This is a genomic window from Stratiformator vulcanicus, from assembly GCF_007744515.1.
Classification (GTDB): domain Bacteria; phylum Planctomycetota; class Planctomycetia; order Planctomycetales; family Planctomycetaceae; genus Stratiformator; species Stratiformator vulcanicus.
The window spans coordinates 2,490,117-2,514,527 of the sequence record NZ_CP036268.1 but is presented as its reverse complement, the minus strand read 5'-3'; the positions used below and the strand labels follow the sequence as shown (position 1 = coordinate 2,514,527).

Annotated in this window: 19 protein-coding genes; 9 read left to right on the top strand and 10 right to left on the bottom strand. The window is 59.1% G+C overall.

The window, feature by feature from the left end; translation table 11 throughout:
- Positions 1–6: 6 nt before the first annotated feature.
- Positions 7–1,443, top strand: coding sequence for a DUF1501 domain-containing protein (locus Pan189_RS09765; protein WP_145363733.1), 1,437 nt, complete (start codon positions 7–9; stop codon positions 1,441–1,443).
- A gap of 4 nt (positions 1,444–1,447) precedes the next feature.
- On the opposite strand, the gene Pan189_RS09760 is transcribed toward Pan189_RS09765, so the two are convergent.
- The 6 genes from Pan189_RS09760 to Pan189_RS09735 all read right to left on the bottom strand — a co-directional run bounded on the left by Pan189_RS09760 (position 1,448) and on the right by Pan189_RS09735 (position 6,551).
- Complete coding sequence (locus tag Pan189_RS09760; RefSeq protein WP_145363732.1) at positions 1,448–1,888, bottom strand: hypothetical protein; 441 nt, start codon at positions 1,886–1,888, stop codon at positions 1,448–1,450.
- 18 nt (positions 1,889–1,906) lie between these two features.
- Positions 1,907–2,269, bottom strand: coding sequence for a hypothetical protein (locus Pan189_RS09755; protein ID WP_310821310.1), 363 nt, complete (start codon positions 2,267–2,269; stop codon positions 1,907–1,909).
- A gap of 130 nt (positions 2,270–2,399) precedes the next feature.
- Positions 2,400–3,359: an NAD-dependent epimerase/dehydratase family protein gene (locus Pan189_RS09750; RefSeq protein WP_145363730.1), complete on the bottom strand. Its 960-nt coding sequence runs from the start codon at positions 3,357–3,359 to the stop codon at positions 2,400–2,402.
- Positions 3,360–3,481: 122 nt separating this feature from the next.
- Positions 3,482–4,867, bottom strand: a complete 1,386-nt coding sequence (locus Pan189_RS09745) for a phytoene desaturase family protein (RefSeq protein WP_145366146.1) — start codon at positions 4,865–4,867, stop codon at positions 3,482–3,484.
- Positions 4,868–4,921: 54 nt separating this feature from the next.
- A complete protein-coding gene (locus Pan189_RS09740; protein ID WP_145363729.1) occupies positions 4,922–5,182 on the bottom strand; it encodes an acyl carrier protein in 261 nt (86 codons plus the stop codon).
- A 118-nt stretch (positions 5,183–5,300) separates the two neighbouring features.
- Positions 5,301–6,551, bottom strand: coding sequence for a beta-ketoacyl-[acyl-carrier-protein] synthase family protein (locus Pan189_RS09735; RefSeq protein ID WP_145363728.1), 1,251 nt, complete (start codon positions 6,549–6,551; stop codon positions 5,301–5,303).
- Between the two features lie 392 nt (positions 6,552–6,943).
- Between Pan189_RS09735 and Pan189_RS09730 the strand changes: the two genes are divergently transcribed.
- The 5 genes from Pan189_RS09730 to truB all read left to right on the top strand — a co-directional run bounded on the left by Pan189_RS09730 (position 6,944) and on the right by truB (position 15,697).
- On the top strand, positions 6,944–8,020 hold the full coding sequence (locus tag Pan189_RS09730) for a hypothetical protein (protein ID WP_145363727.1): 1,077 nt from the start codon (positions 6,944–6,946) through the stop codon (positions 8,018–8,020).
- A 435-nt stretch (positions 8,021–8,455) separates the two neighbouring features.
- Entirely contained in the window at positions 8,456–12,013 is a 3,558-nt protein-coding gene (locus Pan189_RS09725) for a protein kinase domain-containing protein (protein WP_310821309.1), read from the top strand.
- A 166-nt stretch (positions 12,014–12,179) separates the two neighbouring features.
- Complete coding sequence (kdsB, locus tag Pan189_RS09720; RefSeq protein WP_145363725.1) at positions 12,180–12,953, top strand: 3-deoxy-manno-octulosonate cytidylyltransferase; 774 nt, start codon at positions 12,180–12,182, stop codon at positions 12,951–12,953.
- A gap of 155 nt (positions 12,954–13,108) precedes the next feature.
- Positions 13,109–14,731: a CTP synthase gene (gene pyrG, locus Pan189_RS09715; RefSeq protein WP_145366145.1), complete on the top strand. Its 1,623-nt coding sequence runs from the start codon at positions 13,109–13,111 to the stop codon at positions 14,729–14,731.
- 87 nt (positions 14,732–14,818) lie between these two features.
- A complete protein-coding gene (gene truB / locus Pan189_RS09710; RefSeq protein WP_145363724.1) occupies positions 14,819–15,697 on the top strand; it encodes a tRNA pseudouridine(55) synthase TruB in 879 nt (292 codons plus the stop codon).
- An 8-nt stretch (positions 15,698–15,705) separates the two neighbouring features.
- On the opposite strand, the gene Pan189_RS09705 is transcribed toward truB, so the two are convergent.
- The 4 genes from Pan189_RS09705 to Pan189_RS09690 all read right to left on the bottom strand — a co-directional run bounded on the left by Pan189_RS09705 (position 15,706) and on the right by Pan189_RS09690 (position 19,712).
- Entirely contained in the window at positions 15,706–16,632 is a 927-nt protein-coding gene (locus tag Pan189_RS09705) for a DUF1559 domain-containing protein (protein WP_145366144.1), read from the bottom strand.
- A 57-nt stretch (positions 16,633–16,689) separates the two neighbouring features.
- A complete protein-coding gene (locus tag Pan189_RS09700; protein ID WP_145363723.1) occupies positions 16,690–17,148 on the bottom strand; it encodes a hypothetical protein in 459 nt (152 codons plus the stop codon).
- A 46-nt stretch (positions 17,149–17,194) separates the two neighbouring features.
- Positions 17,195–18,292: a DUF1559 domain-containing protein gene (locus Pan189_RS09695; protein WP_145363722.1), complete on the bottom strand. Its 1,098-nt coding sequence runs from the start codon at positions 18,290–18,292 to the stop codon at positions 17,195–17,197.
- A 271-nt stretch (positions 18,293–18,563) separates the two neighbouring features.
- Positions 18,564–19,712 (bottom strand): aminotransferase class V-fold PLP-dependent enzyme, encoded by a 1,149-nt coding sequence (locus Pan189_RS09690; RefSeq protein ID WP_145363721.1) that lies wholly within the window; start codon positions 19,710–19,712, stop codon positions 18,564–18,566.
- A 333-nt stretch (positions 19,713–20,045) separates the two neighbouring features.
- Between Pan189_RS09690 and Pan189_RS09685 the strand changes: the two genes are divergently transcribed.
- The 3 genes from Pan189_RS09685 to Pan189_RS09675 all read left to right on the top strand — a co-directional run bounded on the left by Pan189_RS09685 (position 20,046) and on the right by Pan189_RS09675 (position 24,361).
- Positions 20,046–22,535: a DEAD/DEAH box helicase gene (locus Pan189_RS09685; RefSeq protein ID WP_145363720.1), complete on the top strand. Its 2,490-nt coding sequence runs from the start codon at positions 20,046–20,048 to the stop codon at positions 22,533–22,535.
- Between the two features lie 207 nt (positions 22,536–22,742).
- Positions 22,743–23,180 carry a TadE/TadG family type IV pilus assembly protein gene (locus Pan189_RS09680; RefSeq protein WP_145363719.1) on the top strand — a complete coding sequence of 146 codons (438 nt, stop codon included), beginning with the start codon at positions 22,743–22,745 and terminating at the stop codon, positions 23,178–23,180.
- 8 nt (positions 23,181–23,188) lie between these two features.
- On the top strand, positions 23,189–24,361 hold the full coding sequence (locus Pan189_RS09675) for a TadE/TadG family type IV pilus assembly protein (RefSeq protein WP_145363718.1): 1,173 nt from the start codon (positions 23,189–23,191) through the stop codon (positions 24,359–24,361).
- Positions 24,362–24,411 lie beyond the last annotated feature (50 nt).

Below are 24,411 nucleotides of genomic sequence, written 5' to 3'. Positions count from 1 at the left end.
AAGACCATGCAAAACTTCTGCAATCGCACGCGACGCGAGTTTCTGTGGCAAACCGGAGCCGGTTTTGGCGCCGCGGCGCTGTCCGGACTGTTGGCCGATGACGGTTTCTTTTCTTCGGCCTCGGCTGCGTCGGCCCATCCGCTTGCTAAGAAGAAGCCCCATTTCGCGCCGAAGGCGAAGAGCGTCATCTTCCTCTTCATGTACGGCGGGCCGAGCCATATCGACACGTTCGATTATAAGCCCTCGATGTACGGAATGGACGGCAAGACCGCGAACGTGAAGACGTTCGGTCGCGGCGGGCACAGAACCGGCGGACGGATTGTGGAACCGCGCTGGAAATTCAATCAATACGGCGAATGCGGCAAATGGGTCAGCGACCTGTTTCCGAATGTCGCCAAGCATGTCGATGACATCGCCTTTCTGCATTCGATGACGGCTGACTCGCCGATTCATGGCTCGGCCATGCTCATGATGAACAGCGGCAAAATTCAGTCGGGCTCTCCGGCGATGGGCTCGTGGATCAATTACGGACTCGGAACCGCGAACAAAAATCTGCCCGGCTTCGTGGTGATGCTCGATCCGACCGGAGGGCCGATCAGCGGTGCCAAGAATTGGTCGAGCGGCTACATGCCCGCCAGTTATCAGGGCACCGTGATGAAAACCGAGGGGGCACCGCTGTTCGATCTGAAACCGCCGAAAGGGGTCTCTCCGCAAGTGCAGCAGGAGTTACTCCAATCCATTAATGCCGCGAACCGGCGGCACCTCGCGACACGGCCGGACAATAGCGAATTGGCCGCGCGGATCGCCTCATATGAACTCGCCTACGAGATGCAAAGCGCCGCCCCCGAAGCGGCCGATCTCGATTCCGAAGACGCCCGCACACAGCAGATGTACGGAATCGACAACAAACGCACGGCGCCGTTCGGTCGCCGGTGCCTGCTCGCCCGTCGGCTCGTCGAGCGCGGCGTGCGGTTCATTCAGGTCTACTCAGGCGGAAATCATAACGACGCCAACTGGGACGCCCACGGAGATCTGGTCGAGAATCACGAGAAGCACGCCGGTAACACGGATCAGCCCGTCGCCGCTCTGCTGCAAGACCTGAAAGAGCGTGGAATGCTCGACGAAACGCTGGTCGTGTGGGGCGGCGAATTTGGGCGTCAACCGACGGCGGAGTATGCCAAGGGGACCGGTCGCGATCACAACTCCTACGGCTTCACGATGTGGATGGCCGGGGGTGGGATCAAGGGCGGCATGAGCTTCGGCACCACCGACGAGTTAGGAGCCGCGGCCGTCGATAATCCGCTGCACGTCAAGCACATGCACGCCACGGTCCTACACCAGCTCGGCCTTGATCCCAACCATCTCAGCTACTTTTATAGCGGCCTCGATCAGAAGCTAGTGGGCGTGGAGCACGTGGAGCCGATCCGGGAGATTATTGCTTAAGGGATTAATTGAGCCGGGTCGCAATTGCCACGAGGCCAAATGCGAGAGGGGCAGCACAAAAACACAGCGCGCTAGCGATTAACTGACCGGAGAAAATGGCTGGATTGGCGGATAGCATTGTGATGCCTATCACTACGGACAGTGTGCCAACGACCAAGCAGGCGCGAATCGAGAATTTTGACGCCGTCGAACGCTTTTCTTCAACTGCCGGAGATTCGTCAGTCATAGTGATCGGCCACCTGATACGACTCGCAATTGCCGCGGAACCGAAAGCCACCGCTGACGCCAGCATAAAAAACCCCGATAGGATCGCACGCTCATCGGGAAGAATGAAAACCAGCCCGCCGAGGAATCCGACAGCGCCCACCGTCATACATGCGACGAGCGAGTAACGTCGGATAAAGCCAAAGTTCTTTGGATCGTCACCGCCGGTAGGTTCACTCATCGTTGCTTCGTCCAAAAATTAGCGAGGTTGCGTCGGAGGCTGCTTGCATGACCTTGCAGCCTCAACCAGCCGATCAGTCCGCATGCCGATTTCGGCTTGGAGCAATCTAAGCCGGGCGAAGTCTTCGTTCGGGTCTGCGGTCGCGGCGGCGAGCCGTTCATAGGAGTCGGCGACGGTGCGGTGACGCCGCGAGAGTTCAAGCAAATGTTCGGCATCGGGCAGAACGGGCTGTGGCTCGATGCGCTCCGGCTCGGAGTCGGGAACTGCCTCCGTTTCGAAGGCGTGCTCTTCGAAGTCGCTGTCGAACTCCGATGAGTTCGACAGGGCGATCAGCGACAAGCGACGTCGGCGACGTGCGGCGAGATTCTCGATCGGCGACATGGGGCGGTCTCCGCGGACATTGCCGGAAGCGGACATCGTCAGAGAATAAGCTGTCCGACCAGCGTGGCCGAAGCGTGCGTCAATGTCCAGCATCGATTGCGGAAATTGGCTGCTCGCCGGCCCTGCAATTCTAACCTCGCCGCAAAAACCACCTGACCGTTTCGGCCAAGCCACTTTCGATCGAGTGCTGAGGCTCCCAACCCAATTCCGCCTTCGCTTTTGCCGAGCTGATAATGCTCGAGCGTAAATCGCCGGCTCGGGGATCGCCGTGTACCGGCTTTGGGATCTCGACCGGCTTGCCGGCCTCAGCGGTCGCCTCGGTGGCCGCGGTCATCACGAGCGCAGCGAGCTGATTGACGTCGGTCGGGACCGCCGTGCCGATGTTGAACGCGTGCTTTCCCGCTTCCAATTCGGCGTCTAGTGCGGCGACGTTGGCCGCGGCGACATCGCCGACGTGCACATAATCGCGAACGTATTTTCCGTCACCGAAGATCGTGACCTCCTCGCCGCTGAGCATTTTCTGAGAGAAAATTGCCACGACCCCCGCCTCGCCGTGCGGATCCTGCCGCGGGCCATAGACGTTGGAATAACGCAGCGCGACGGCGATGAGGCCGTGTTCGGCGTGCGCGAACCGCAGGTAGTGCTCGCCGACCATCTTCGAAATGCCGTAAGGCGCGAGCGGCTGAGTCGGGTGGTCTTCCTTCGCGGGGCTGAGCACGTCGCCGTAGATCGCACCGCCCGATGAAGCAAACAGCAATCGCTCGACTTCCGACTCGCCGCAGCAACGAATCACGTTCAGCAGCCCGAGCACATTCACCTCAGCATCGAACTCCGGCTCGCGGACCGAACGGCTGACCGAGACCTGCGCGGCCTGATGCGAGACGTGCGTCGGTCGGAACTCATCAAACGCCGTTTTCACCGCCGAGGCATCGCGAACGTCGACCTCGAATAGGGGAACGCCTTCAGGGACGTTCTCTCTTTTGCCCCCCGACAGATCGTCGAGCGCCGCCGCCTCGACCCCCGCGGAAGCAAGCTGCTCCAAAATATGGCTGCCGATAAACCCGGCACCGCCGGTCACGAGAACGCGCATCGAAAATGCCTTGGTGATGTGTAGCTCGAATACTTCTGCCAAGTCTGCGGGAAGCGATGAGCGGGAAGCGAGAAGCGAGAAGCGGCATCGCAATCGTTCGCTTCTCCCTCACCGCTTCTCGTTCATCTCAACAGATGCATATTCGCGATCGATACCCCGGACAACATCGCTCCGATAATTCCGAGATAGCCTTGGTCGGTCCCGCACAGAAACAGGTTCTCGACCGGCGTGCAACCGTCGCGGAACTTGTGCGGGGACCCGTAGACGGCACCGTTGAGGTGGCCGGTGTACTTCTTAATGGTGCGGGGCGTAAAGACGTCGAGGTCGGTCACGTACCGACGGAAGTCGGGCATGACCTTCACCGATGACTCGGCGATTTCGGCCGCGACTCGTTCCTTCGCCGGATAGTATTCTTCGTCCGGTGAGTCAAACCAGTAGGCCGGTTCGGCCAGCGCGGTGATGCGAATGCGACCGTCGGGCTGCGGCTCGTCGTATTGGTAATTATTCGGCGAGCAGATGATCCCGCTCCGCGTATCGACCGGCGTTTCCGGGCAGCGGTAAGCGAGCCGCTCATCGTGGCAGTAGAACACGATCGTCTCGTCATGTCCGAACGAAGCCGGTTCGCGGTCGAGAATCGAGATCGATTCCACGAACGATATTCCGCCCGGGCGATAAGTGTCGTCGAAGCCGGCGTCGGGATCGCAGAGCCGGGCAGTTTCGGCGGCGCCGGCAGAGGAGAGGACTTTGTCGCCGTATAGCTTTCGCCCGTCGTCGAGCGTCACCCCGACGGCCCGCCCCTCTTCGCGATCAATCTGCTGGACGCCGTGACGGAGTTTGAGATCACCGCCCAACTCTTTGAACTTCCGGGTGACGACCTTCATGATCGGCCTGACGCCGGCCCACGGTCGCCCGAACCCCTCCTGATAGAGGGCCCGGAACAGGATCACAAACTGTCGCCAGTCCATGTCATCGGGCGTTGCGCTGCCGTAGAAGAACAAAGGGCAGAAGATCATCTCGGCCAACAGGGGATCAGAAATAAAATCGCCAACCACCTTTCGGGACGAGGTCTCCTCCGGCGAGAGGTCGAAAGGGTCCGATTCATCGACGTGGCGGGTCAGCCGGCGAAAGCCGTCGATCTGAGATGGAAAACGCTCGGCGATATCGCTTTCGAGGATCGCGATGTCGTTGGTGAACCGGAGTTTTTGTCCCGGAAAAACCACGCTGGAGCCGTTCTGCTCGACGAGACCGAAGTCTTCCCAACCGATGCGCAACTGCCTCAGCAATTTCGACAGCGGCCCTTTCTTGGTTCCAGGGGGCCGCCAGTTGGTGACCGCGTGCAGGCCGACATCGTGGTTTTTCTTGCGGAGCCGATAGAACGAGTTCAGCCCGCCGATCGTCGTGTGACGTTCGAGCACGCAGACGCGCTTGTCGTAGTAGGCAAGCCGGATGCCCGCGGCGAGGCCCGACAGCCCCGCCCCGATAATGATGACGTCGTATCGATCATCCACAGCGGGATCGGTCCCCGGATTCGTGCCGGTCACATTGCGCCGAGCGTGACAGAATCAGGCAGGCTGCACGTCGGCCAGCTTCGGTTCCAGATAGTCGACGGTGCTGTTCATCGAAGCGAGCTGCGGATAGTCCTCTTCGGGAATCTGCACACGATATTGCTTGCGGAGTTCCATGACGATGTCGAGGAAATCCATGCTGTCGAGTTCCATCTGCTCGCGGAAGGAGACGGAATCATCCAGGTCGCTCAGGTCTTCGTCCGGGGCGATCCGCTCCAAAATTTCGATGATCACCTGACGAATCTGCTCACGGCTCATTCAGTACGACTCCGACCTCAATCGACTCGTGGATTCGATGCGTGCCGAGGATCTCGACGCATCCGTTTGCGTGCGGACTGCGATTCTGTCGCCGGAAGGGCGGATAATGCAACTGCACTTATTCGGGTGGGCGACGGACAATGACAACCGAGTTGATGCCGAGCATCCCGAACGAGTTGTTCAGAATGTGGTCGACCCGCCCGATCCGCCGCGGCTCGTTCGCCACGACGTTCTCCAACGGACACCGGCTGTCCTGCTCGTCGAGATTGATTGTAGCGTGGACCACCTCGTCTTGAAACGAAGGCAAATTGCCCAGAAGTTCCAAAGCACCGGCCGCCCCCATGGCGTGACCGATAAAACTCTTCGTGTTGTTGATGTGAGTCTTCGGAGAATCGCCGAACACGGCTCCCAATGCCGTGGCTTCCTCGATGTCGCCCTGCTCTGTGGCTGTCGCGTGACTGCTCACAATCTGGATGTCTTCGGGACCGAGTTGCGCTCGCTCCATGGCGAGCCGCACGCAGGCTTCCTGGCTGTGGCGGTCCGGGAGCACAAAGTCTTTCGCGTCGGAATTCATCGCGTAGCCGACAATTTCGCCGTAAATTCTCGCCCCGCGGGCCTTCGCGTCTGAGAGCCGCTCCAACGTGACGAGCCCGCCTCCCTCAGCAACCACGATTCCGTTGCGCTTCGCGTCGAACGGCCGACAGGCCAGGGCCGGGTCTTCGTGATGGGCCAGTGCCCCCTGTGCCTGAAAGCTCGCGAAAATGCCGAACGTGTGAATACTCTCCGAGACGCCCCCGGCGATCGCGAGATCGACCTCGCCGAGCCGTAGCATCTGCACGCCTTGAATAAACCCGGCATTCCCTGCCGCGCACGCCGCGCCGATCGTGAGGTGCGGTCCGGTCGACCGCAGGCTCAGCGTGACTTCACCAGCCGCGTTGTTGGCGACCGTCCGGGGGTTGTGGTGGTGCGACCAGACCTTCGTGTCGTAATCGAATTGGGAGATCTCGTAGATCTCGTTTTCGGTCTCGACGTTGCCGTGCTCGGTAATGCCGATGTAGACGCCGACACGGTTCTTTTGAACGTTTTCCCAATCAAGACCGCTGTCGCGGACCGCCTCGTTTGCACAATAGACGGCCACCGAGCCCGCGCGCGTACCGCGGCGGATCTCTTTGCGTTTCTGGTATTTCAGCGCATCAAAATCACACACGCCCGCGATGACCGGCGGCATGTAGCGGGTTTCGAACGGTTGGACGCCCGACTCACCGCGGAGCAGATTCGCGCGGTACTCGTCCAGCGTGTTGCCGTTCGGCGATGTCAGTCCGATACCGGTAATTACGATCCGGTCACGATCGGCAGAAGGTTCCGTCATCCGGCGGGTCGCGTTTGAAGGAGCTTCGCGGAGTTCCGCGGTGCTAACGGTCTGTGTTCACATAGCTTACGTAGGGAGTCGGTCTGAAACGGCTTCGTCCGACCGCCCCGTCGCGCACCGCAGTCTAATCTGACGCCCCGCATCGGTCCACAAACTTGATTGGACGAACTTGCGACCGATTGACGCGGCGTCACTCATTTCGAAGTGGGCCGGTTGCGTCCGGCCGATCCGATCTTGTGGTCAAACGCCGTCACAACCTACATTTGCGCACGATCTTGGTGCCCGGTCGCATTCGAAATGCCTGAGCGCACCAAGTCGCGACTTCCGATCAAAAATCTCGCGCGGGCCGATGCGGGAGATTCCACCCTTCGCCGTTCTGACCGAGAATTCTGATGTGGTGTGAGGACTGCCAAGCCGACGTCGCCGCGGAGTACTCGCCGTCCGATCGCATCCTCCGGTGCGCCACCTGCAACGCATCGCTCGAGAGCGACCGCGCGGGCCATGGGTCGTCCACCGATGAGGCCCGGTCGCTGCTCGAACGCTGGTCGGGCGAATCGCTGTTGGAACCCCCCGAATTCGGGTCGAAAAATCCCGACGCTGAATCACAAGACGCTGAAAGTGACCTCGGCCCGGCTCCTGAGAATTCCCATCCCGCACAAGATGACCACCCGGCAGCCGAGCCGCATCCTCCCACCGCTGAAGTGGGTCGCGACGAAGTCGAAGCGAACGAGCAAGCCGAGGCTCCACACAATACGCTGCGCGGGCCGAAATTCGCGTCGAGGGCTCGCCGAAGGTCCGAATCGGGTGAATCTCAACGCGTCCGGCGCAACCTGCGGACTGATGCCGGCCACGAGGACCCCGAGTCGTTCGAAGACTCCGAATTCTACGAAGACGAAACGGCGGATGTGGATCACGCACGATCCGCGTCGTACCAGAACCGCCGGACGGTACTTCACGGACCTCACACGAGCCGCCGGGATCGGGGTCGCCGTCAGATTCGGATTGACGAATATGAGGATGTCCGCAGTGAAGCTCCGCACTTCGACACATCGAATCTGCCCGCCACGTCCGTGCCGACTTCAAACCGCTGGGCGGTGACGCTCGGGCAGGTTCTCGCTTACAGCGGGACGCTCGGACTGACCTGCGGCGCTGCTCTGGTCATTTGGAGCTACTTCGGCGGACCCGCCGGCTACGCCCCGACCGGCTGGATCGTGATGACCGCCGGACAGATGATGTTGTTCCTCGGAGTGGTCACGCTGATCTCCGGAGGGATGGAGCAGACCTCCAGCGACGTGCGCACCCGGGTCGAAATGCTGGGCGACAGATTGATTCGGATCGAACAGGCCACCAACCACGCCCTCCGCGGCCCGCACACCGGATCGAAGCAGAGAAAGCGCCGCCGCGCAACCGCCAACGTCCGCCAAGAGCGGTCCAACCGACCGAAATACCGGCTCGACGAAATCGAATAGCAAAGACCGCAGCGCTTACGGCTTTCGATCTGTTCTCAAGGCTTCAACTCTCGACTCTAGCCACTCGACTCTCGACTCAAAAAATCCGGACGCGTCCGGGCACTATGCCGCGGCATCATCCGCCGCATGGGTCACTCGCAGCCTCACGGCCACGCCCACCGGCGGGGTGAAAAGAGGTGGTGCACCATTCCTCTACCCGTGGTGAGATGGTTGCGCGGTCTGCCATCGGCTGGCCCGTCAGCGCAATCCGCATTGTGGAAGCCGCCTATACGGCCCACAAAAAGCTAGTACAACCACCTAGATGCTGTCAAAAATATATTGATTTCGGCAGCACGAACCGGAGCGGCGACTTTGCATGTCAATGCGTTCTGGTACATTCTCAGCACGTTTTTCCACGCTTTCAGTCGCCCACTAAAATTCTTGATGGTCTTGATAATGGCCAAGTCTCGTAAGCCGCGGGCTTCTGCCGAGGATCCTCAATCGAATACCGGTGGGGAAACCGTTCGCGGGACGCAGGGGGATGAAGTCTCCGAACAGACCTTCGACTTCGAAAAGCCTAATCTCTCCGCGACGTTCGACGCGTCCGCGGGAGCGGAAATCGGGCCTTACCGCCTAGATCGGAAAATCGGCGAAGGAGGCATGGGGACCGTTTGGCTGGCGACGCACGGTCACCTCGACAAACAGGTCGCACTCAAGCTGCTGCCGCCGCACTTGGTCGCCGACTCGAAGCGCGTCGCCCGGTTCTCGCGCGAGATGAAGGCGGCCGGCAAGGTCAGCCATCCTAATATCGTGCATGCGTATGATGCCGGGGAGGTCGACGGCACTCACTATCTCGCGATCGAATATGTCGACGGGTACGACCTGCATGAGAAGGTCAAGAAAAAGGGGCCGCTGTCGGTCTCGCAGGCCTGCCGGGCGATCCGGCAGGCGGCCCTCGGTCTGGCCGCGGCGCACGCCGAAGGTCTCGTTCACCGCGACATCAAGCCCTCGAACCTGTTCGCCGCCCGCTCAGGCAGCGTGAAGGTCCTCGATCTCGGTCTCGCCCGGCTCAGCGAAGAAGCGGCCGTCGAAGCTTCCGAAGCGGGTCTCACGGTCGAGGGACAGGTGCTCGGCACACCCGACTATATGTCGCCGGAGCAGTGGCGGGACATGCGGCAGGTCGGCCCGCCGGCCGACCTGTACGCCCTCGGCTGCACGTTGTTCTTTCTGCTCACCGGTCGTGCGCCGTTCTCGGGGCAAGATTACTCGACAATTGCCCGCAAAATGGTCGGGCATGTGAGTGAAACGCCTCCCGACCTGGCCGAGGCCTGTCCGGACGCACCGCCCGAACTGTGCGACATCTACAATCGGCTGATGGCCAAGACCACCGACGATCGGCCCGACTCCGCTAAAGAACTGGCCGAAGAGCTGAAACCCTTCACCTCGAAAACGCGGGGCGAGTCGAACAAGAAAAAACAGGCGACGATTTCGCCGGAAAAAACGCTCGGGGAAGGCGGCGACTTCTCATACGACGGCTCATTCGAGGCCGGGCAGACCTACGGAGGAACCCAACCCGAGGTCCCCCTTTTCGAGACAAGACGGCGGCGGTCCAAGGCGACGCCCAATAACCGGAAAAAGAAGCCGAATCCGATCGTTCTCTACGGCAGCATCGCCGGCGGGGCGATGGCACTGCTCGTGGCGGTGGGGCTTGTCGTCGCTTTCAGCGGTTCCGGAGACAGTTCCGCCAGCGAGAGCGAAACGACGATTGCTCAGGCCGATGCCGCCACGGCGAATGCTGCAGACGCCACCCCCGTGGCTCCGGCATCGAACGAGAGCGGCACGACGCCTCCCTCAGCGAGTGAAGGCGACTCAGGCGGCAACGCCACACCGCCATCGACCGGGAGTTCGGCCGAAGCGCCGTCTCCGACACAGATCGCTTCGATCCCCTCCCGGCCTGTTCCGTTGCCACCGGAACAGGGTGAGCAAAACACAGCGGCTCCGGCATCGGCGCAGGCTCCGCCCGTCGGCGAAAGCCCCTATTTGCCGGGGCTGGTGGCGACGCCGCCCAATCTCCCCGACGGCTCCCGCTGGCAACTCGAAACGCGGAAGCTCCGCGGTGAGGTCATATGCCTCGATTGGTCGCCCGATGGCAAACTGATCGCCGTCGGGACCGAGGCCGGTAACGTCCGGCTGCTCGATCCCAAGTCGCTCGACCTCGTTCGCATCCTGCCACACCCCGGCTCGTCGATAACGGATCTGGAATGGAGTCCCACCGCCGACCGCATCGCGGCCACGACGATCCGCGGGGAACTGCTTCTCATGGAACCCGGCGGGAAGTTGCTGCACCGGATTCGTGTTGCCGAAGACCGGGCGACAGCTGTTGCATGGAGTCACGACGGTCGGCGATTAGCGGTAGGGTCGAGGCAGCCGAATATACTTCGACTCTACACTGATACTGGGGAATTATTAGGGCACACGGACACTGATTATCCATTAGATGATTGCACGTTCTTGGCGAACGGCAATATAGCCGCCGTGCACACGGGTCAGACGATCCAAATCTTCAACGATACGCTGGAAACCGTTCGCCAGATTCACGTTTCACATAAGATCCTTAACCTAGCCCGCCTCGCTGACGGTCGATTACTGGTGGGCAGCTATCAGGGGCTGTCGCTCTTCAATCCCCAGACCGGCAGTGTTTCGCCTCTTTTAGAATCGGATGGCAAGACAACAATTAGTTGCCTTGACATGAGCGTGGCCTCCGATGGCAGAAAGTTAGCGGTCTGTGGAGGGCATGGCGTTTATGTTTGGCCGCACGGGCCGGACGCTCCCGTGACCAAAAAGGGTACAGTGCATTCCAATGCAATTGATTGGTCACCCGAAGGGAACCGAATCGTGGCAGCCAGCAGAATTGGCAGGTCTTATCATCTCGGCGTAGCCACGTTGGCGGGTCATGTCGAGACGTCCGAAGATCTCGGTGGACCTGCTGAAGTCAAAGGCGTCTCCATCACAACGGATGGAAAACGCATCGCGGTCGGACTGGCCCGCGGCGGCCCCTGCGGTCTGATCGCCTCACCTATCGGCGAAGTGCAATCGTATCTGAAGTACGAGGACGAGGACGCGGCACGGCTCATTTGGAGCCCCGACGGAAAAATGCTCGCAGCGAGGCTCGGCCCCGGCACGGGCGGGTATGCGGCCCTGTTTCAAGGCACACGCCAGTTGTGGCAGTCAGTTGATAAAGGAAACGATATCCGCTGGAGTTCCGACAGCCGCTCACTCGTCATTGCGGACTTCACGGCAAGGCACGCCAAGGTTGTCGGAATCGACGGTTCATCACGCGTAATTATTCCGATGACCGACCACCATGACGACGTCATCGACTGGTCAAGTCTCGACGAGATCGCCATCTTAATTCGCAATGAAATTCGCATTTTCCGTCCCGACGGGACGCAGATTGCAACGCTCCCCAATTCGAGCCAACACCATGACTTGAAATGGTCTCGGGACGGAAAATCGATCGCCACTGGCGGATCAGGAGTTGTTACTATTCGCGAGCGTGACGGTGTTGGCTCGCGAACGCTTCGTCTCGATGAAAGCGCGCCTGCAAAAACGCTCGCTTGGAGTCGGAGCAGCAGTCGGATTGCTACAGCCACCTGGTGCGGCAACATCACCGTTTGGGACACAGAAGGCACCCGCGTCGCGACATTTCAGCACGCCGGCGACATTTCGCAAGAAGCCCTCGACTGGTTCGACGACAGTCGGCTGCTTGCCGGCGGAAAGGACGGGACGCTGCGGCTCTATAACGTGGACGAACAATCGGTCGAATGGACCTGCGTGCTCGTCCCCACGGTCGACGGCCCCGCCCGCACGTTAACGGTCGACACCGACGGCAAATTTCTCGCCTCCCGCGGCGTCAACCTCGGCAGCGAACTCGTCTACCTCGTCGAGTCCCCCGATGGCAGCCTCGAAGTCTTAAACCCCAGCCAATTCCGCCGCCGGGCGAGTGCGAACTGAAAAGCCGGGGTGGCGGAGGAGCCTTGCATCGAAGCGAAAATCGGGCATCGTTGCAGCAATATCGCTGCGGCACGACGCTCTATCGCTGTCAGCGATCAGTCTCGCTTCGGTGACACCGCGGAGTGACTCTTCGCGAGGCAACTGACCGACACAACGCGGATCAGACATGGCACAGGTTATCGCAATGATCCCCGCCCGACTGCAGTCGTCCCGATTGCCGGAGAAGTTGTTGCTGTCCGAGACCGGCAAGCCGCTGCTGCAGCACACCTGGGAGGCGGCGAGCCGGGCGGGCTGCTTCGAACGGGTGATCGTTGCGACCGACAGCGAACGTATTGCCGAGGCGGTTCGCGAATTCGGCGGCGAGGTCGAGATGACCGGTGAGCACGCCTCCGGAACCGATCGCATTGCCGAAGTCGCTAGGCGGCTCGATTTGCCGACCGACGCCGTCGTGGTCAACGTGCAGGGGGACGAGCCGGAGCTTGATCCGTCGCAGCTCGACCTGCTCGTCGAGACGCTCCGCTCGCGGCCCGATGCCCAGATGGCAACTCTCGCGACTCCGATCGAGTCGGCTGAGGACCGCGATTCGCCATCGTGCGTGAAAGTCGTCATGACGCAAGATGGCACAGCTTTGTACTTCAGCCGGGCAATGATTCCCTTTGTGCGCGACGAAGAACCGGACGAACTGCTGAAAGCAAATTCGCCGTGGAAGCTGCACATCGGCGTGTACGCCTATCGGGCCGATTTTCTGCTGAAATTGGCCGATGCCTCGCCCTCTCCGCTGGAGCAATTGGAGAAGCTGGAACAACTCCGCGCTTTGGAATTGGGCGGGCGCATCGTCGTGGCGGAAGTCCGGCACCCGGCGATTGGCATCGACACCGCGGAAGATTATGCTCGCTTCGCCCGGCGGGTTCGGTATCAGCGAGAGGGCGAGGGGGAGTGAGGGCGAAGGGGCGGAAACGGACACGCGCCGGCCTTCTTTTCACTCGTCACGCTGCGAAGTCCGTCTGAGACGACGACTCGCGGTGAAGCCCACTCGTACGAATGCCCGCTCGCAATGACGTACATACCTTCCGACGGATTCCACTCAGCCAAAGCATGACCAAACACATCTTCGTGACCGGCGGCGTCGTTAGTTCGCTCGGAAAGGGGCTGACCAGCGCCTCGATCGGCCTGTTGCTCGAGCGACGCGGGCTCTCCGTCCGGATGCAGAAGCTCGATCCCTACATCAACGTCGATCCCGGCACGATGAGCCCCTACCAGCACGGGGAGGTTTACGTCCTCGACGACGGCTCGGAGACCGACCTCGATTTGGGACACTACGAGCGGTTCACCAACAGCCCCCTGACCCGCGAATCGAACTACACGACCGGGCAGATCTACAAGAAGGTGATCGACAAGGAACGTCGCGGCGAATATCTGGGCCGCACCGTGCAGGTCGTCCCGCATGTGACCGACGAGATCAAATCGATGATCTTCAATCTGGCCGGGCCGGATGTCGATGTGGTCATCACCGAACTGGGCGGCACGATCGGCGACATCGAGGGGCTGCCGTTCCTCGAAGCCATCCGGCAGGTGCCGCTCGACATCGGGCGAGATAACTGTCTGTTCATTCATCTGACTCTCGTGCCGTACTTGAAGGCGGCACGGGAAGCGAAGACCAAACCGACGCAGCACAGCGTCGGGCAGCTCCGCCAGATCGGCATTCAGCCCGACATCCTCATCGTCCGCTGCGAGAAGCCGATCCCGCGGGAGCACACCGACAAGATCGCGCTGTTCTGCAACGTCGAAAAGCAGTCGGTGATCGTCGAGGTCGACAAAGAATTTTCGATCTACGAGGTCCCGCTGAGCCTCGCCGAGGACAACCTCGATCAGCTCATCGTCAACAAGCTGCGGATGAATGCCGGTCGACTGTTGATCGAAGAGTGGCAGGAGTTAATCAATCGAATCCGAAACCCCGAGCACGAAATCACGATCGGCGTCGTGGGCAAATACATCGATCATCGCGATGCTTACAAGTCGATTTACGAGTCACTCGACCACGCCGGCTTTTCGCACCTGACTCGCGTGAGCATCAAACGCGTTGAGGCCGAGGAACTGGAGCGAGACGGCGCCGACGCCCACCTGCACGGCATCGACGGCCTGCTGATTCCGGGCGGCTTCGGAATGCGTGGGATCGAAGGCAAGATCCAAGCGATCCAATATGCACGCGAGCGCGGGATTCCGTTCTTCGGCATTTGCCTCGGGATGCAGTGCGCGGTGATCGAGTTCGCTCGCAACGTGCTCGGCCTCGCCGAAGCGAACAGCACCGAATTCGAAAAAGACACACCCGACCCCGTGATTTGCATGCTCGAAGAGCAGCGGACCATCACCGAAAAGGGCGGCACGATGCGGCTGGGAGCCCAGCCCTGCATTCTGGCGGACGATTCAAAATCTGCCGAGTGCTACGAGACGTCCGAAATCTCCGAGCGACATCGCCATCGCTACGAGTTCAACCCGGCTTATCGCGAGCGATTTATCGACGCCGGGCTTTCTCCCGTCGGACATCATGCGGCGGGAACGCTGGTCGAAATCGTTGAAGTGCCCGAGCATCCTTGGTTTGTTGCCGTGCAGTTCCATCCGGAATTCAAATCAAAGCCGGATCGCCCCCACCCGCTATTCGCCGGCTTCGTCCAAGCCGCCCTGAACAAGGCGGGTCACAAGACCGAAGCGCTGGTATAGAATGTCGGGTTGTACTCAGATCGCCCCGAGACACGTCTTTAAGAAGACACCGCGCAGAACGAAGAAAGCCAAACTCGACGAAGAGGAATGAGTTCGAATTTCTGTGGACTGCTGAATATTAATAAGCCGGCGGGACTGACCTCGCGGGCGATCGTCGATCGAGCGCAACGTGTACTTGAGACGAAGGCGGGGCACGCCGGCACGCTCGATCCGCTCGCGACCGGTGTGGTCATCGTGTGCCTGGGCACAGCAACTCGGCTGATCCCCTTCGTACAGCGGATGCCGAAGACCTATCGCGCCACATTTCGGTTCGGCTGCCGAACCGATTCGCTCGACCTTGAGTTTGAACCCGAAGAGGTCGGCGGAGCAGAAGACATAGGCCGAGAAAAAATCATCGCAGCACTGCCGCAATTTCTGGGTGAAATTGAACAGACACCGCCCGCTTATTCGGCCGTACGCGTCGACGGCCAACGGGCCTATAAAAAAGTCCGTGCCGGTCGCGAAGTAGAAATGCCCACCCGCACGGTGGAGGTCTATCGCTTCGAACTGCTCAGTTGGAACGACCGCGAAGGCGAGTTCGAAATTGAATGTGGTTCCGGCACCTACATTCGCAGCCTATGCCGCGATCTGGCCGCGGCTTTAGGGACGCAGGCCGTAATGACGTCTCTTGTCCGAACCTCGATTGGACAATTTGAATTACGCGAAGCACTCGATCCGACTGAAGATCGTGAAGAGAAATGGGCAGGGTCAATCCTTCAACCAATCAAAGCTGTCGGCGATCTTCAGAAAGTGGCTGTCGATCCAACAACTGCCGATCGCCTCCGCAACGGCCAGCGACTTGAATTTCATGACGCGTCCGCATTCGATGAATTGGCCGTCATCGACCCGGCCGGGAATCTTATCTGCATCGCTGAACACGACCGACCGGAGCAAACGCTCCGGCCGCGTATCGTATTCAAGGACTGAGTGTCAGTTTAGAATTCACCGATTGGAGTTCCGTCAGATCGATCGGCGAGATTATTAAGAACACCTTGCGAGATATTCTCGCTGATGAAGTGGACCGAACCGTCTCCCATCACGAACTGCACGCCACCGACATGGAAGCTGCTGAATCCGTCTTGGGCATCTCCACTGACTCGGGGGTTCAGTCCCGCTCCGACGACGCCGCTGGCATCCTCCGTCGCGTTATTTTTCGCGACTGTAAAGATCACGCCCCCAAAGCCGTTCGCCCCTTTCGGTGAATCCCACGCGCGCTCGCCGATGGCGATCGTATTGCTTAACCCGTCGACGACGTCTTCGACGTTGACGCCAAATCGATTTTGCATAAATCCATCGCCAAAGTCTGTTCCATTCGGCACCCGCGTGCCCGTGCCTTGCGAAGCAAGATAATTGGTCTTCGAGAGAACGGCATCGTGACCGAGAAAGCTTGTCCAAGCCTGTCCATACATCCGGCGCTGCGTTTCAACGGCGAGCGCGGGACCGGAGTCGGACGGACAGACGAGCGAGCCGATTCTCGACTGCGTCACCATCGTCGGATCAGCGTTGGGTGAGCCGTGCGTCTGGAGCGCCACTTCCGCGCTCGCGTTGGAAGCATTGAGGGTTTGATAGAGCGTGGCCTGCTCCATGTAGGGCAAAATCATCGTACCCCAAGCCCAATAAGCCTCTTGATTTCCCAACGCGGAATTTGGACCCTCCGAAGGGTAAACCGCGGCCGGAAATTCGTTGGCGGTATCGAGGTAATTGTGAAGAGCGAGACCGATCTGCTTCAAATTGTTTTTGCAAGTACTGCGGCGGGCCGCCTCACGTGCCTGTTGCACTGCCGGAAGTAGCAGGGCAATCAAAATGGCGATGATGGCGATAACCACCAATAATTCAATGAGCGTGAATCCTTTGGACTTCATTAGAAAACCTCGCGGATGAAAGCATGTTTGTTGAGACAGAAGAAGCAGTACTTCGCGCTAGGGGTCCAGCTCAAAATCCACTTCGTTGTTACCTTCAGCGATCGTCGCAGAAAGACCGGATCGGCTGTTAAATTCTGGGGGGAGGAGTTGGTCAACTACCTCAACGACCTGCTCGACGGTTTCACCGGTATCCTCGTCGAATACTTCTTTCGACTCATTCGATCTGTCATAAGCCTCGATTCTCACGACGTGCTCGCCGGGGGCAGGTCCCTCCTCAGACTTAATACTGTAAGTGCCGTCGTCAATCTGCGACCATGCCACGCGACTGAGAGAATCTTCTCGGATTTCCTGCGGAAGGAACCAGATTTTGCCATCATTGATCGGCTTGCCGTTAACGCTCACGTGCCCTGATACCGTCTGGCCGGGAACACCAGATTCCGAGCCACACCCGAGCAAACAAGCCGCAAATATGGCGAGCCAAGCCGTCGAATAATGTCGAGAGATCGACTTTGTCATTGATCATACTCCCCCTGTAATCTTAACGGTTAAGACAGGCTTGAACTTAGAATGTTGTCACGGGGATACCGTCGCCCATGGAGCCGAGGTTCTGCCAAACCGCCAGGGAAATATTCTCACTAACGAAGTGGGTCGATCCATCGCCGAGTACGACTTGAATTCCGCCGACGTGCGGGCCGGCAAACAGACGACCGCATTCATACTCGTGTAGCCCTAAACGCTGAGTACAGTCGAAAATACTGGACTGAGGTGGAAACTCGGTCGAACGCATGACGGCCGCATCCGAGCCGTGAAAGAAGGGATTCATTCTTGAGCGACCGCAGTTCGAGCTTTCACCGCAACTGGATTCGTCATGGTTCGGCAAATCGTTAAATGTGGCCTCACCCAAGAGCAGAGTGTTAGAAGAACCATCGGTCATATCACGAAAGCGTGTCCGACTATTAACTGAGAAGGGACCCGCGAGCGATCTCGACCCGGCAGCGGCCGGAAGCACTCTTAAGTCGACGTTCGAATAATAATCGTCGCGGTCATAGCTTCCGCCGGCAGGATCATCGAGTAACTTTCGGCCGGAATTCAGAGCATAGCTGACCCATGCTAAAGCGACGTTTCGATCGTCACTGTAATTGTTGCGACTTTCCATAAAGCCTCGTGGAGCAGTTCGCAACGGATGACTGCTGGCGTAGCCCCACGACGTGTAGCCGGGGATAACCCGATTCGGGATCGGATCGGACGGGCAAATAAAGGTATTTGGAGCGCCCGCGGCAAGAATTAGCGCCGCGACATCGCGGGGCTCAACGTTGAAGTCGTACTGCTCATAGAGGGCCGTCTCCTCTAGAAATGGAAGAATTAAGACGTTCGCACAAGCCCTCATTCCGGCGGCTGCTCCTCCGCCTCGATATTGGATGCTTCCCTCCTCCGCGACGATACCGGGCGGAAATGCATTGTGGACGTCGTGATAATTGTGCATTGCCAACCCGATCTGCTTCAGGTTGTTCTTACACGAGCTACGCCGCGCCGCCTCGCGAGCCTGCTGCACTGCAGGCAGCAGTAGGGCTATCAAAATTGCGATAATCGCAATCACGACGAGAAGTTCGATCAGCGTAAATGCGCGCGCACGCCGAGCGCGACCGTGGTGACGGTTCATTGAGCGGCTCCTGAGCGGTCCGAGTCATCGTCCGATGAAATTCGGAGGTGTGACGACTCTGTGAAGTGATTAGAGACTGGTTAAGACAATGGGCGTAGCGTGGCTCAAATCAGGGCGCGTCGATTTGACAAATTATCTCCAAATTTAAAAGACATGTTGGCGACTCGATCGTAAGCCCTTTCGAAATAGAGCCTTGCAAAGAAAGATTCCTCAAAGAAAAAACCGAAATCGAGTTACCGTTGGGCGGTTATCATACCTTTCCGACAATTCATTATTGCGCTCTGAGAAAACTGACGAGACGCTCGGAGTCTGCCGGCGTGCTGTAGATATGTGGGCTCAAGCGAAGGTTTCCGCCGCGGACGCTGAGCTGAATACCGGCGTCGGCAGCCTCTCCCAAAACGATTGACTTGTCGATCCCCGGTAGATCGGCGGCGACAATGCCGGACCAATGTTTTTCCGAACGGTCGCTCGCGATGCGAGCTCCGATGCTCCGTAGCTGCTCGGCGAGCAAATCGGTTATCTCGCGGAGCCGTTTGGCTGATCGATGAGGCCCGACCGCCGACAGCAGCTCGAGACTCGCAGCAAGCCCTGCCGCGCCAACCATGTTGTAGGTCCCCCCCTCGTAGCGACCGGCATTTGGCTTCAAGTCGAACGTGTCGTGATCGAACTGAGCCGCGTTCGTCACGCTGTTCCAGCCCACCAGTAGAGGACGGAGACGTTCAAGATTTTCCTCGCGCACATACATCACACCGGCTCCTTCCGGTCCGAGCATCCACTTGTGTCCGTCGGCGGCGAGAAAGTCGATCGGGATGTCTTTCACGTCGAGTGGCAGAACCCCGAGCCCCTGAATCGCGTCGAGAAAAAACAGGGCCGCGTGCTGATGGGCGATTTCGCAAAGGGCGGCTACGTCACAACGCCAGCCGGTCAGGTAGCCGACCCAACTGCAACTGACGATCCGAGTCCGTGCATCGCAGGCGGCGTCGATCTCTGTGGGATCGATCCCCTCACAACCATCGCCGATGATTCGGACCTCGACGCCCCGACTCTTGAGGTTTCGCCACGGGTGGAGATTGCTCGGGAACTCCGACCGCGGCACGACGACATTATCGCCCGGCTGCCAAGGGAACCCTTCCGCGACCAAGCCGATACCTTCGGTCGTGCTGCGAATGAAGGCGATTTCTGACGGCTCCGCGCCAATCATCTCGGCGGCGAGAGTCCGGACCTTTTCGACGTTCTTCCGCCAACGCGGCCAATCGGCCGTCCCATTTTCGCAGAAGTCGTTGACGTACTCCGTCATCGCCCCCCGCGTTGGCGACGGCAGAGGCGCGACGGCAGCGTGATTGAAATACGCCCATCGCTCGGCCACGGGCATCTTCCAGCGAAAGTCTTTGAACAAGTCTTCTTGGTCAACAGTATTCAATGCTCAGTCTTTCAAAACGTGGCTGCACGTCGGCACGCGATGATTGAGATGGTTGGAGTTGGAAGTTGGAAATTGGAAGCCAGGAGTCGGAAGTTAGAAGTCGGAATAAGAAGCGAAGAACGCCGAACTATAGCTCTGTCCCCTCTCTCAAGTCGCGAGGCCTCTTGCTACTAACTTCTGGCTACTGACTTCTGACTCCTCGCTTCTGGCTTCTCGCTTCTCACTCCTCACCCATGCCCTCCCAGGCACACCCCATTGCACGTGCTTCGCGATCATCACGGCGAGCACTTATGATGCGGCTTCCCGACACGTTGCTCAACGAGCGCCGCCAGAATGCCTGATGCCCCGCCCAGTCGCGACGACCTGTTGTCGCAGTATCTCGATGCACTGCCGTACGATCCTTATCCGGTGCAGGAGGAGGCTCTCCTGGCGTGGTTCACCCACCCGCAAGGCGTTTTGGTCTGCGCACCGACGGGCACGGGAAAGACGTTGATCGCCGAAGCGGCTCTGTTCGAAGCACTTCATACCGGCAAGACGGCCTATTACACGACGCCCCTGATCGCACTCACGGAACAGAAATTTCAGGAAATTCGTGACGCGGCCGTCCGCTGGGGCTTCTCGGCCGACGATGTCGGGCTGGTCACGGGCAATCGTGCGGTCAACCCGCGGGCCAAGGTGCTGGTCGTCGTGGCTGAGATTCTGCTCAACCGTCTGCTGCACCGCGAGGCGTTCGACTTTGCGGACGTCGCCGCAGTTGTGATGGATGAGTTTCACAGCTTCGCCGACCCCGAGCGCGGCATCGTGTGGGAATTGTCACTGAGCCTGCTGCCGGCTCATGTGCGGCTGCTGTTGCTTTCAGCGACGGTCGGAAACGCGCCCGAGTTTGTCGCCTGGCTGCACGGCGCGCACGGTCGCACGATTCAACTTGTTCGCACGGAGGAGCGGAAAGTCCCGCTCACTTACCATTGGGTCGGCGATGAATTATTAACCGACCAGATCGAATCGATGACTCAGGGGGACGATGACTCGCGACTCGTGCCGACCCTGCTATTTTGTTTTAACCGAGATGAGTGCTGGTCGGTTGCCGAGACCTTAAAGGGGAAGCATCTCGTTTCCAGTGCCCGTCAAAAGGAACTGGCTGCGATTCTAGAAGAATACTCTCTCGACACCGCAGCGGGTCGGAAATTAAAGCCGATCCTGCTCCGCGGCGTCGGCGTTCACCATGCGGGCATTCTTCCGAAATACAAGCGGATCGTCGAAGAGATTTTCATTCGTAAATTGCTTTCCGTCGTTGTTTGCACAGAGACTCTAGCAGCAGGAATGAATCTTCCGGCGCGGTCGGTCGTATTAACAACGCTGCTGAAAGGCCCACCGGGACGCAAGAAACTGATTGATGCCAGCTCCGCCCACCAGATGTTCGGTCGGGCCGGCCGGCCGCAGTTTGACGATAAGGGCCATGTGGTCGCATTGGCCCATGACGACGACGTCAAAATTGCCCGCTGGCACCAGAAAAACAATTTGGAAGAGCTTGAAAACTCCCCCGACCCGAAGGTGCGGGCCACGATCAAGCGTCTTAAGAAAAAGATGCCGAAACGTCGCAGTAATTTTCAGTACTGGGGCGAGGAGCAATTTAATCAATTGATCGAAGCTCCGCCCGGCAAGCTCTCCAGTCGCGGGCAGTTGCCGTGGCGACTGCTGGCCCACCTGCTCAAAATTTCGCCCGACGTCGAGCCGCTGCGGGAGGTCGTCAGGAAACGGCTGTTGCCACCGGGCGGTGTGGAGGGCGGGCAAAAAAATCTGACGCGGATGCTGTTATCGCTCGACGCCGGCGGATTCGTAAAACTGGAACCGGCTCCCCCGAAGCCGAAGGAAAAGGGTGAGACGAAAAACGACGGGAATTCATCGTCCCAGCAACCTGAAGCCGAGCCGGACCAAGGCCTACTCGGTTCATTAATCGAGGATGCCAGAGAGGATGCCGGTCTGATCGAGGTCTCCGAGGCGGATAATAAAATTGCCTCAGAGGAGAACGATTCTGGTGACGGTCAAGTCCTGTCCCACTACGAGCCACGACTGGCCGTGCCGACGGAGAAGATGCAGGAGCTACTCGCGTTTCGCAGCGTGAATCCCCTTTACGGTTCATTCCTATTGCGACTGCTAGGAAAGGCTGATCGCGAGGAGACGCTGCAGATTCTCGAAAGCCTGCTCGAAGTGCCCGGTTCCACCCAGCGACAGGTGCGTGTGCCGCAGCCGGACCGACTCGAGCCAGGACCACTCGCAACGCAATACGTCGATCAAGAGGTCCTCGCCCGAGGCCTACTGTCAGCCGAAGAGCTTTACCCCGACCGAAGCGACGAGGCCGTAAGGGAACTTCATCAATTCGCACCGCCGATCGGCGAGAAAGTGCAGTTACTCTTCCGTCATGAGTTCCCCAACGTCCGAGACGTGCGGGTCCGGGCGGTGCGAATCGCGGCCGACCTGCTCGAATTCGGGGGCGACTTCAATAGCTACGTCAGCGGGCGTGATTTAGCGCGGCAGGAAGGCGTTATCTTCCGACATTTACTGCGACTGATTTTGCTCTGCGGCGAGTTTCGAGCCGTATGCCCGGACGGGCGCGATCCCGCCGAATGGTCGGAAGAACTGCTGGAAATTGAGAACGCGCTGACCGAAAGTTGCCGCGCCGTCGATACGCAGAGCACCGACGTAATGCTCGAACAAAGCCAGCACGACCCGCTCGACGGCGAGCCGGAGCCCAGCGAAGCCGATGACGCGAACGGTTCTTTGGGTGACCACACGCCCTTCGGCGACGGGCTCGCGATCGATTGATCCGCGTCGATAGAGCCGGGGTCGTTCTATTCGTGCCGGTCGCAACGATTCTGCCGACACACGGCGTGTTGATAATCGGCATCAGGTCGGAACGCGTGGAATTTTGAGCATGGATTTTCAATCTATCGCTCGCTCCGCCTGATCTCGCGCTTTTCTCAAGCTATATGTTTGGTGGACTGTTGCGGAACCCGCCTTAGTAATGAAACCATGTTGTCGACCAAACATCGAGCCAAACCCGAACGCGGCAATAGTCGCCGCGGAGCGACGACCGTCGAAATGGCGGTCGTTCTCGGTCCGCTGTTGCTGATCATTTTCGGCAGCATCGAATTCGAGCGGGCCCTCATGGTCTCCCACGCCTTGGAAGAAGCAGCGAGAGCCGGTTGCCGCATCGCAATTCTTAAAGGTTCCACTACGGAGAGTGTGGCCGCTGAGATGAGTCCCATACTCGACTCATGCGGTATCGATAAATTTACGATCAACATTGAGCCTAAGAATGTTTCATCGGCCCAGCGTTGGGAGCCGGTCTCCGTCACGATTGAAGCGCAATACAAAGAAGTCAGTTGGATTCCGGTGCCGACGTTTTTAAGCAATGCCCGCCTGACCGGCTCCTGCACGATGCCCAAAGAATATTCGGACAACGAGTGAGTATCCCAATGAGACTCCATGACAGTTCCAAACCACAAAGTCAGCAACGCAAAGGCGCCACGCTGATTCTAATGGTGGCCTTAATTCTGGTCGTCGGCGGCATGGTCGCGTTTGCGGTCGACGTCGGCTGGATGTATCTCGTTCGAGCACAGCTTCAAAGTGCGGTCGATGCCGGGGCGATCGCCGCGAGTATGCAGTTCCAGAACGATCCTGACGACGTCAACGACGCGGTCGAAAAGGCGAAGGAATTCGTCCAACGAAATCGCGTCGGGTGGGGATCGGTCGTGGCTTCGGACGTGATTGCCGTCCAAGCAGGCTATTGGGACGAGGGAACCCGCACCTTTATTCCCGATTCGACGAAGCCCGACGCGATCCGTGTGAGTGCTGTTCTGGGCGATGAGCCACTCATGTTCGGGCCGATCCTTGGCAAAGAGACCTTCGGCACCGTCCGCTCCGCCATCGCGCGGGCCGGCGGCAATCCCATGGATATTATGATGACGCTTGATCTGTCCGGCTCGATGCGGTCACGAGGACGGATCGAGGCTTTGCATTCGGCGGCACCGACATTCATTGACGTTATTGAAGACGTCGGAGATGAAGACTACATCGGCGTGATGGGTTACGGGGCCCTCGCCGATAAATATGATCCGCTCGCTTTGGGCCATCTGGGGGTTTCCTATCTTAAAGCTCCCGCCCAACTCTATCCGGATGACCCAGAAGAATATGTCGGCGTGCTGGAAAGTCCGCTGACGAAAAATTTTGGCTATCTCCGCGATACGGTTCTCAGCGTCGATTCGCTCGTGGCGAGCAAGTACAACGGTTGGACCCCGGTCGGTGCTGCGTTGCGAGATTCGGTCCACTACCTCGTCACCAACGGCCGTGCAGACAATGACGTTAAGAAGTTCGTGGTCTTGATGAGTGACGGGCGTGCTAATAAACCGAACGGAAACGGTCGGGGCTACGCAATGGAAATGGCCGATTATGCCGTCGACCAGGGGATCGCCGTCTACACGATCAGCCTTGGAAACTCAGCCGATGAAAATTTGATGCAGAGGATCGCAGACAGGACCGGCGGTCAACATTTCATCGCCCGCGGATCCGGCAGCGGCCTTTCCGCATCGCTGACCGACGCCTTTCGTAAAGTTTCGCGTGCCATTAAGGGCACCGAATTGGTTCACTAAGTTCAATTCACGGCGAGCCGACTAAAAACTGAATAGCCCACGCTCATTCC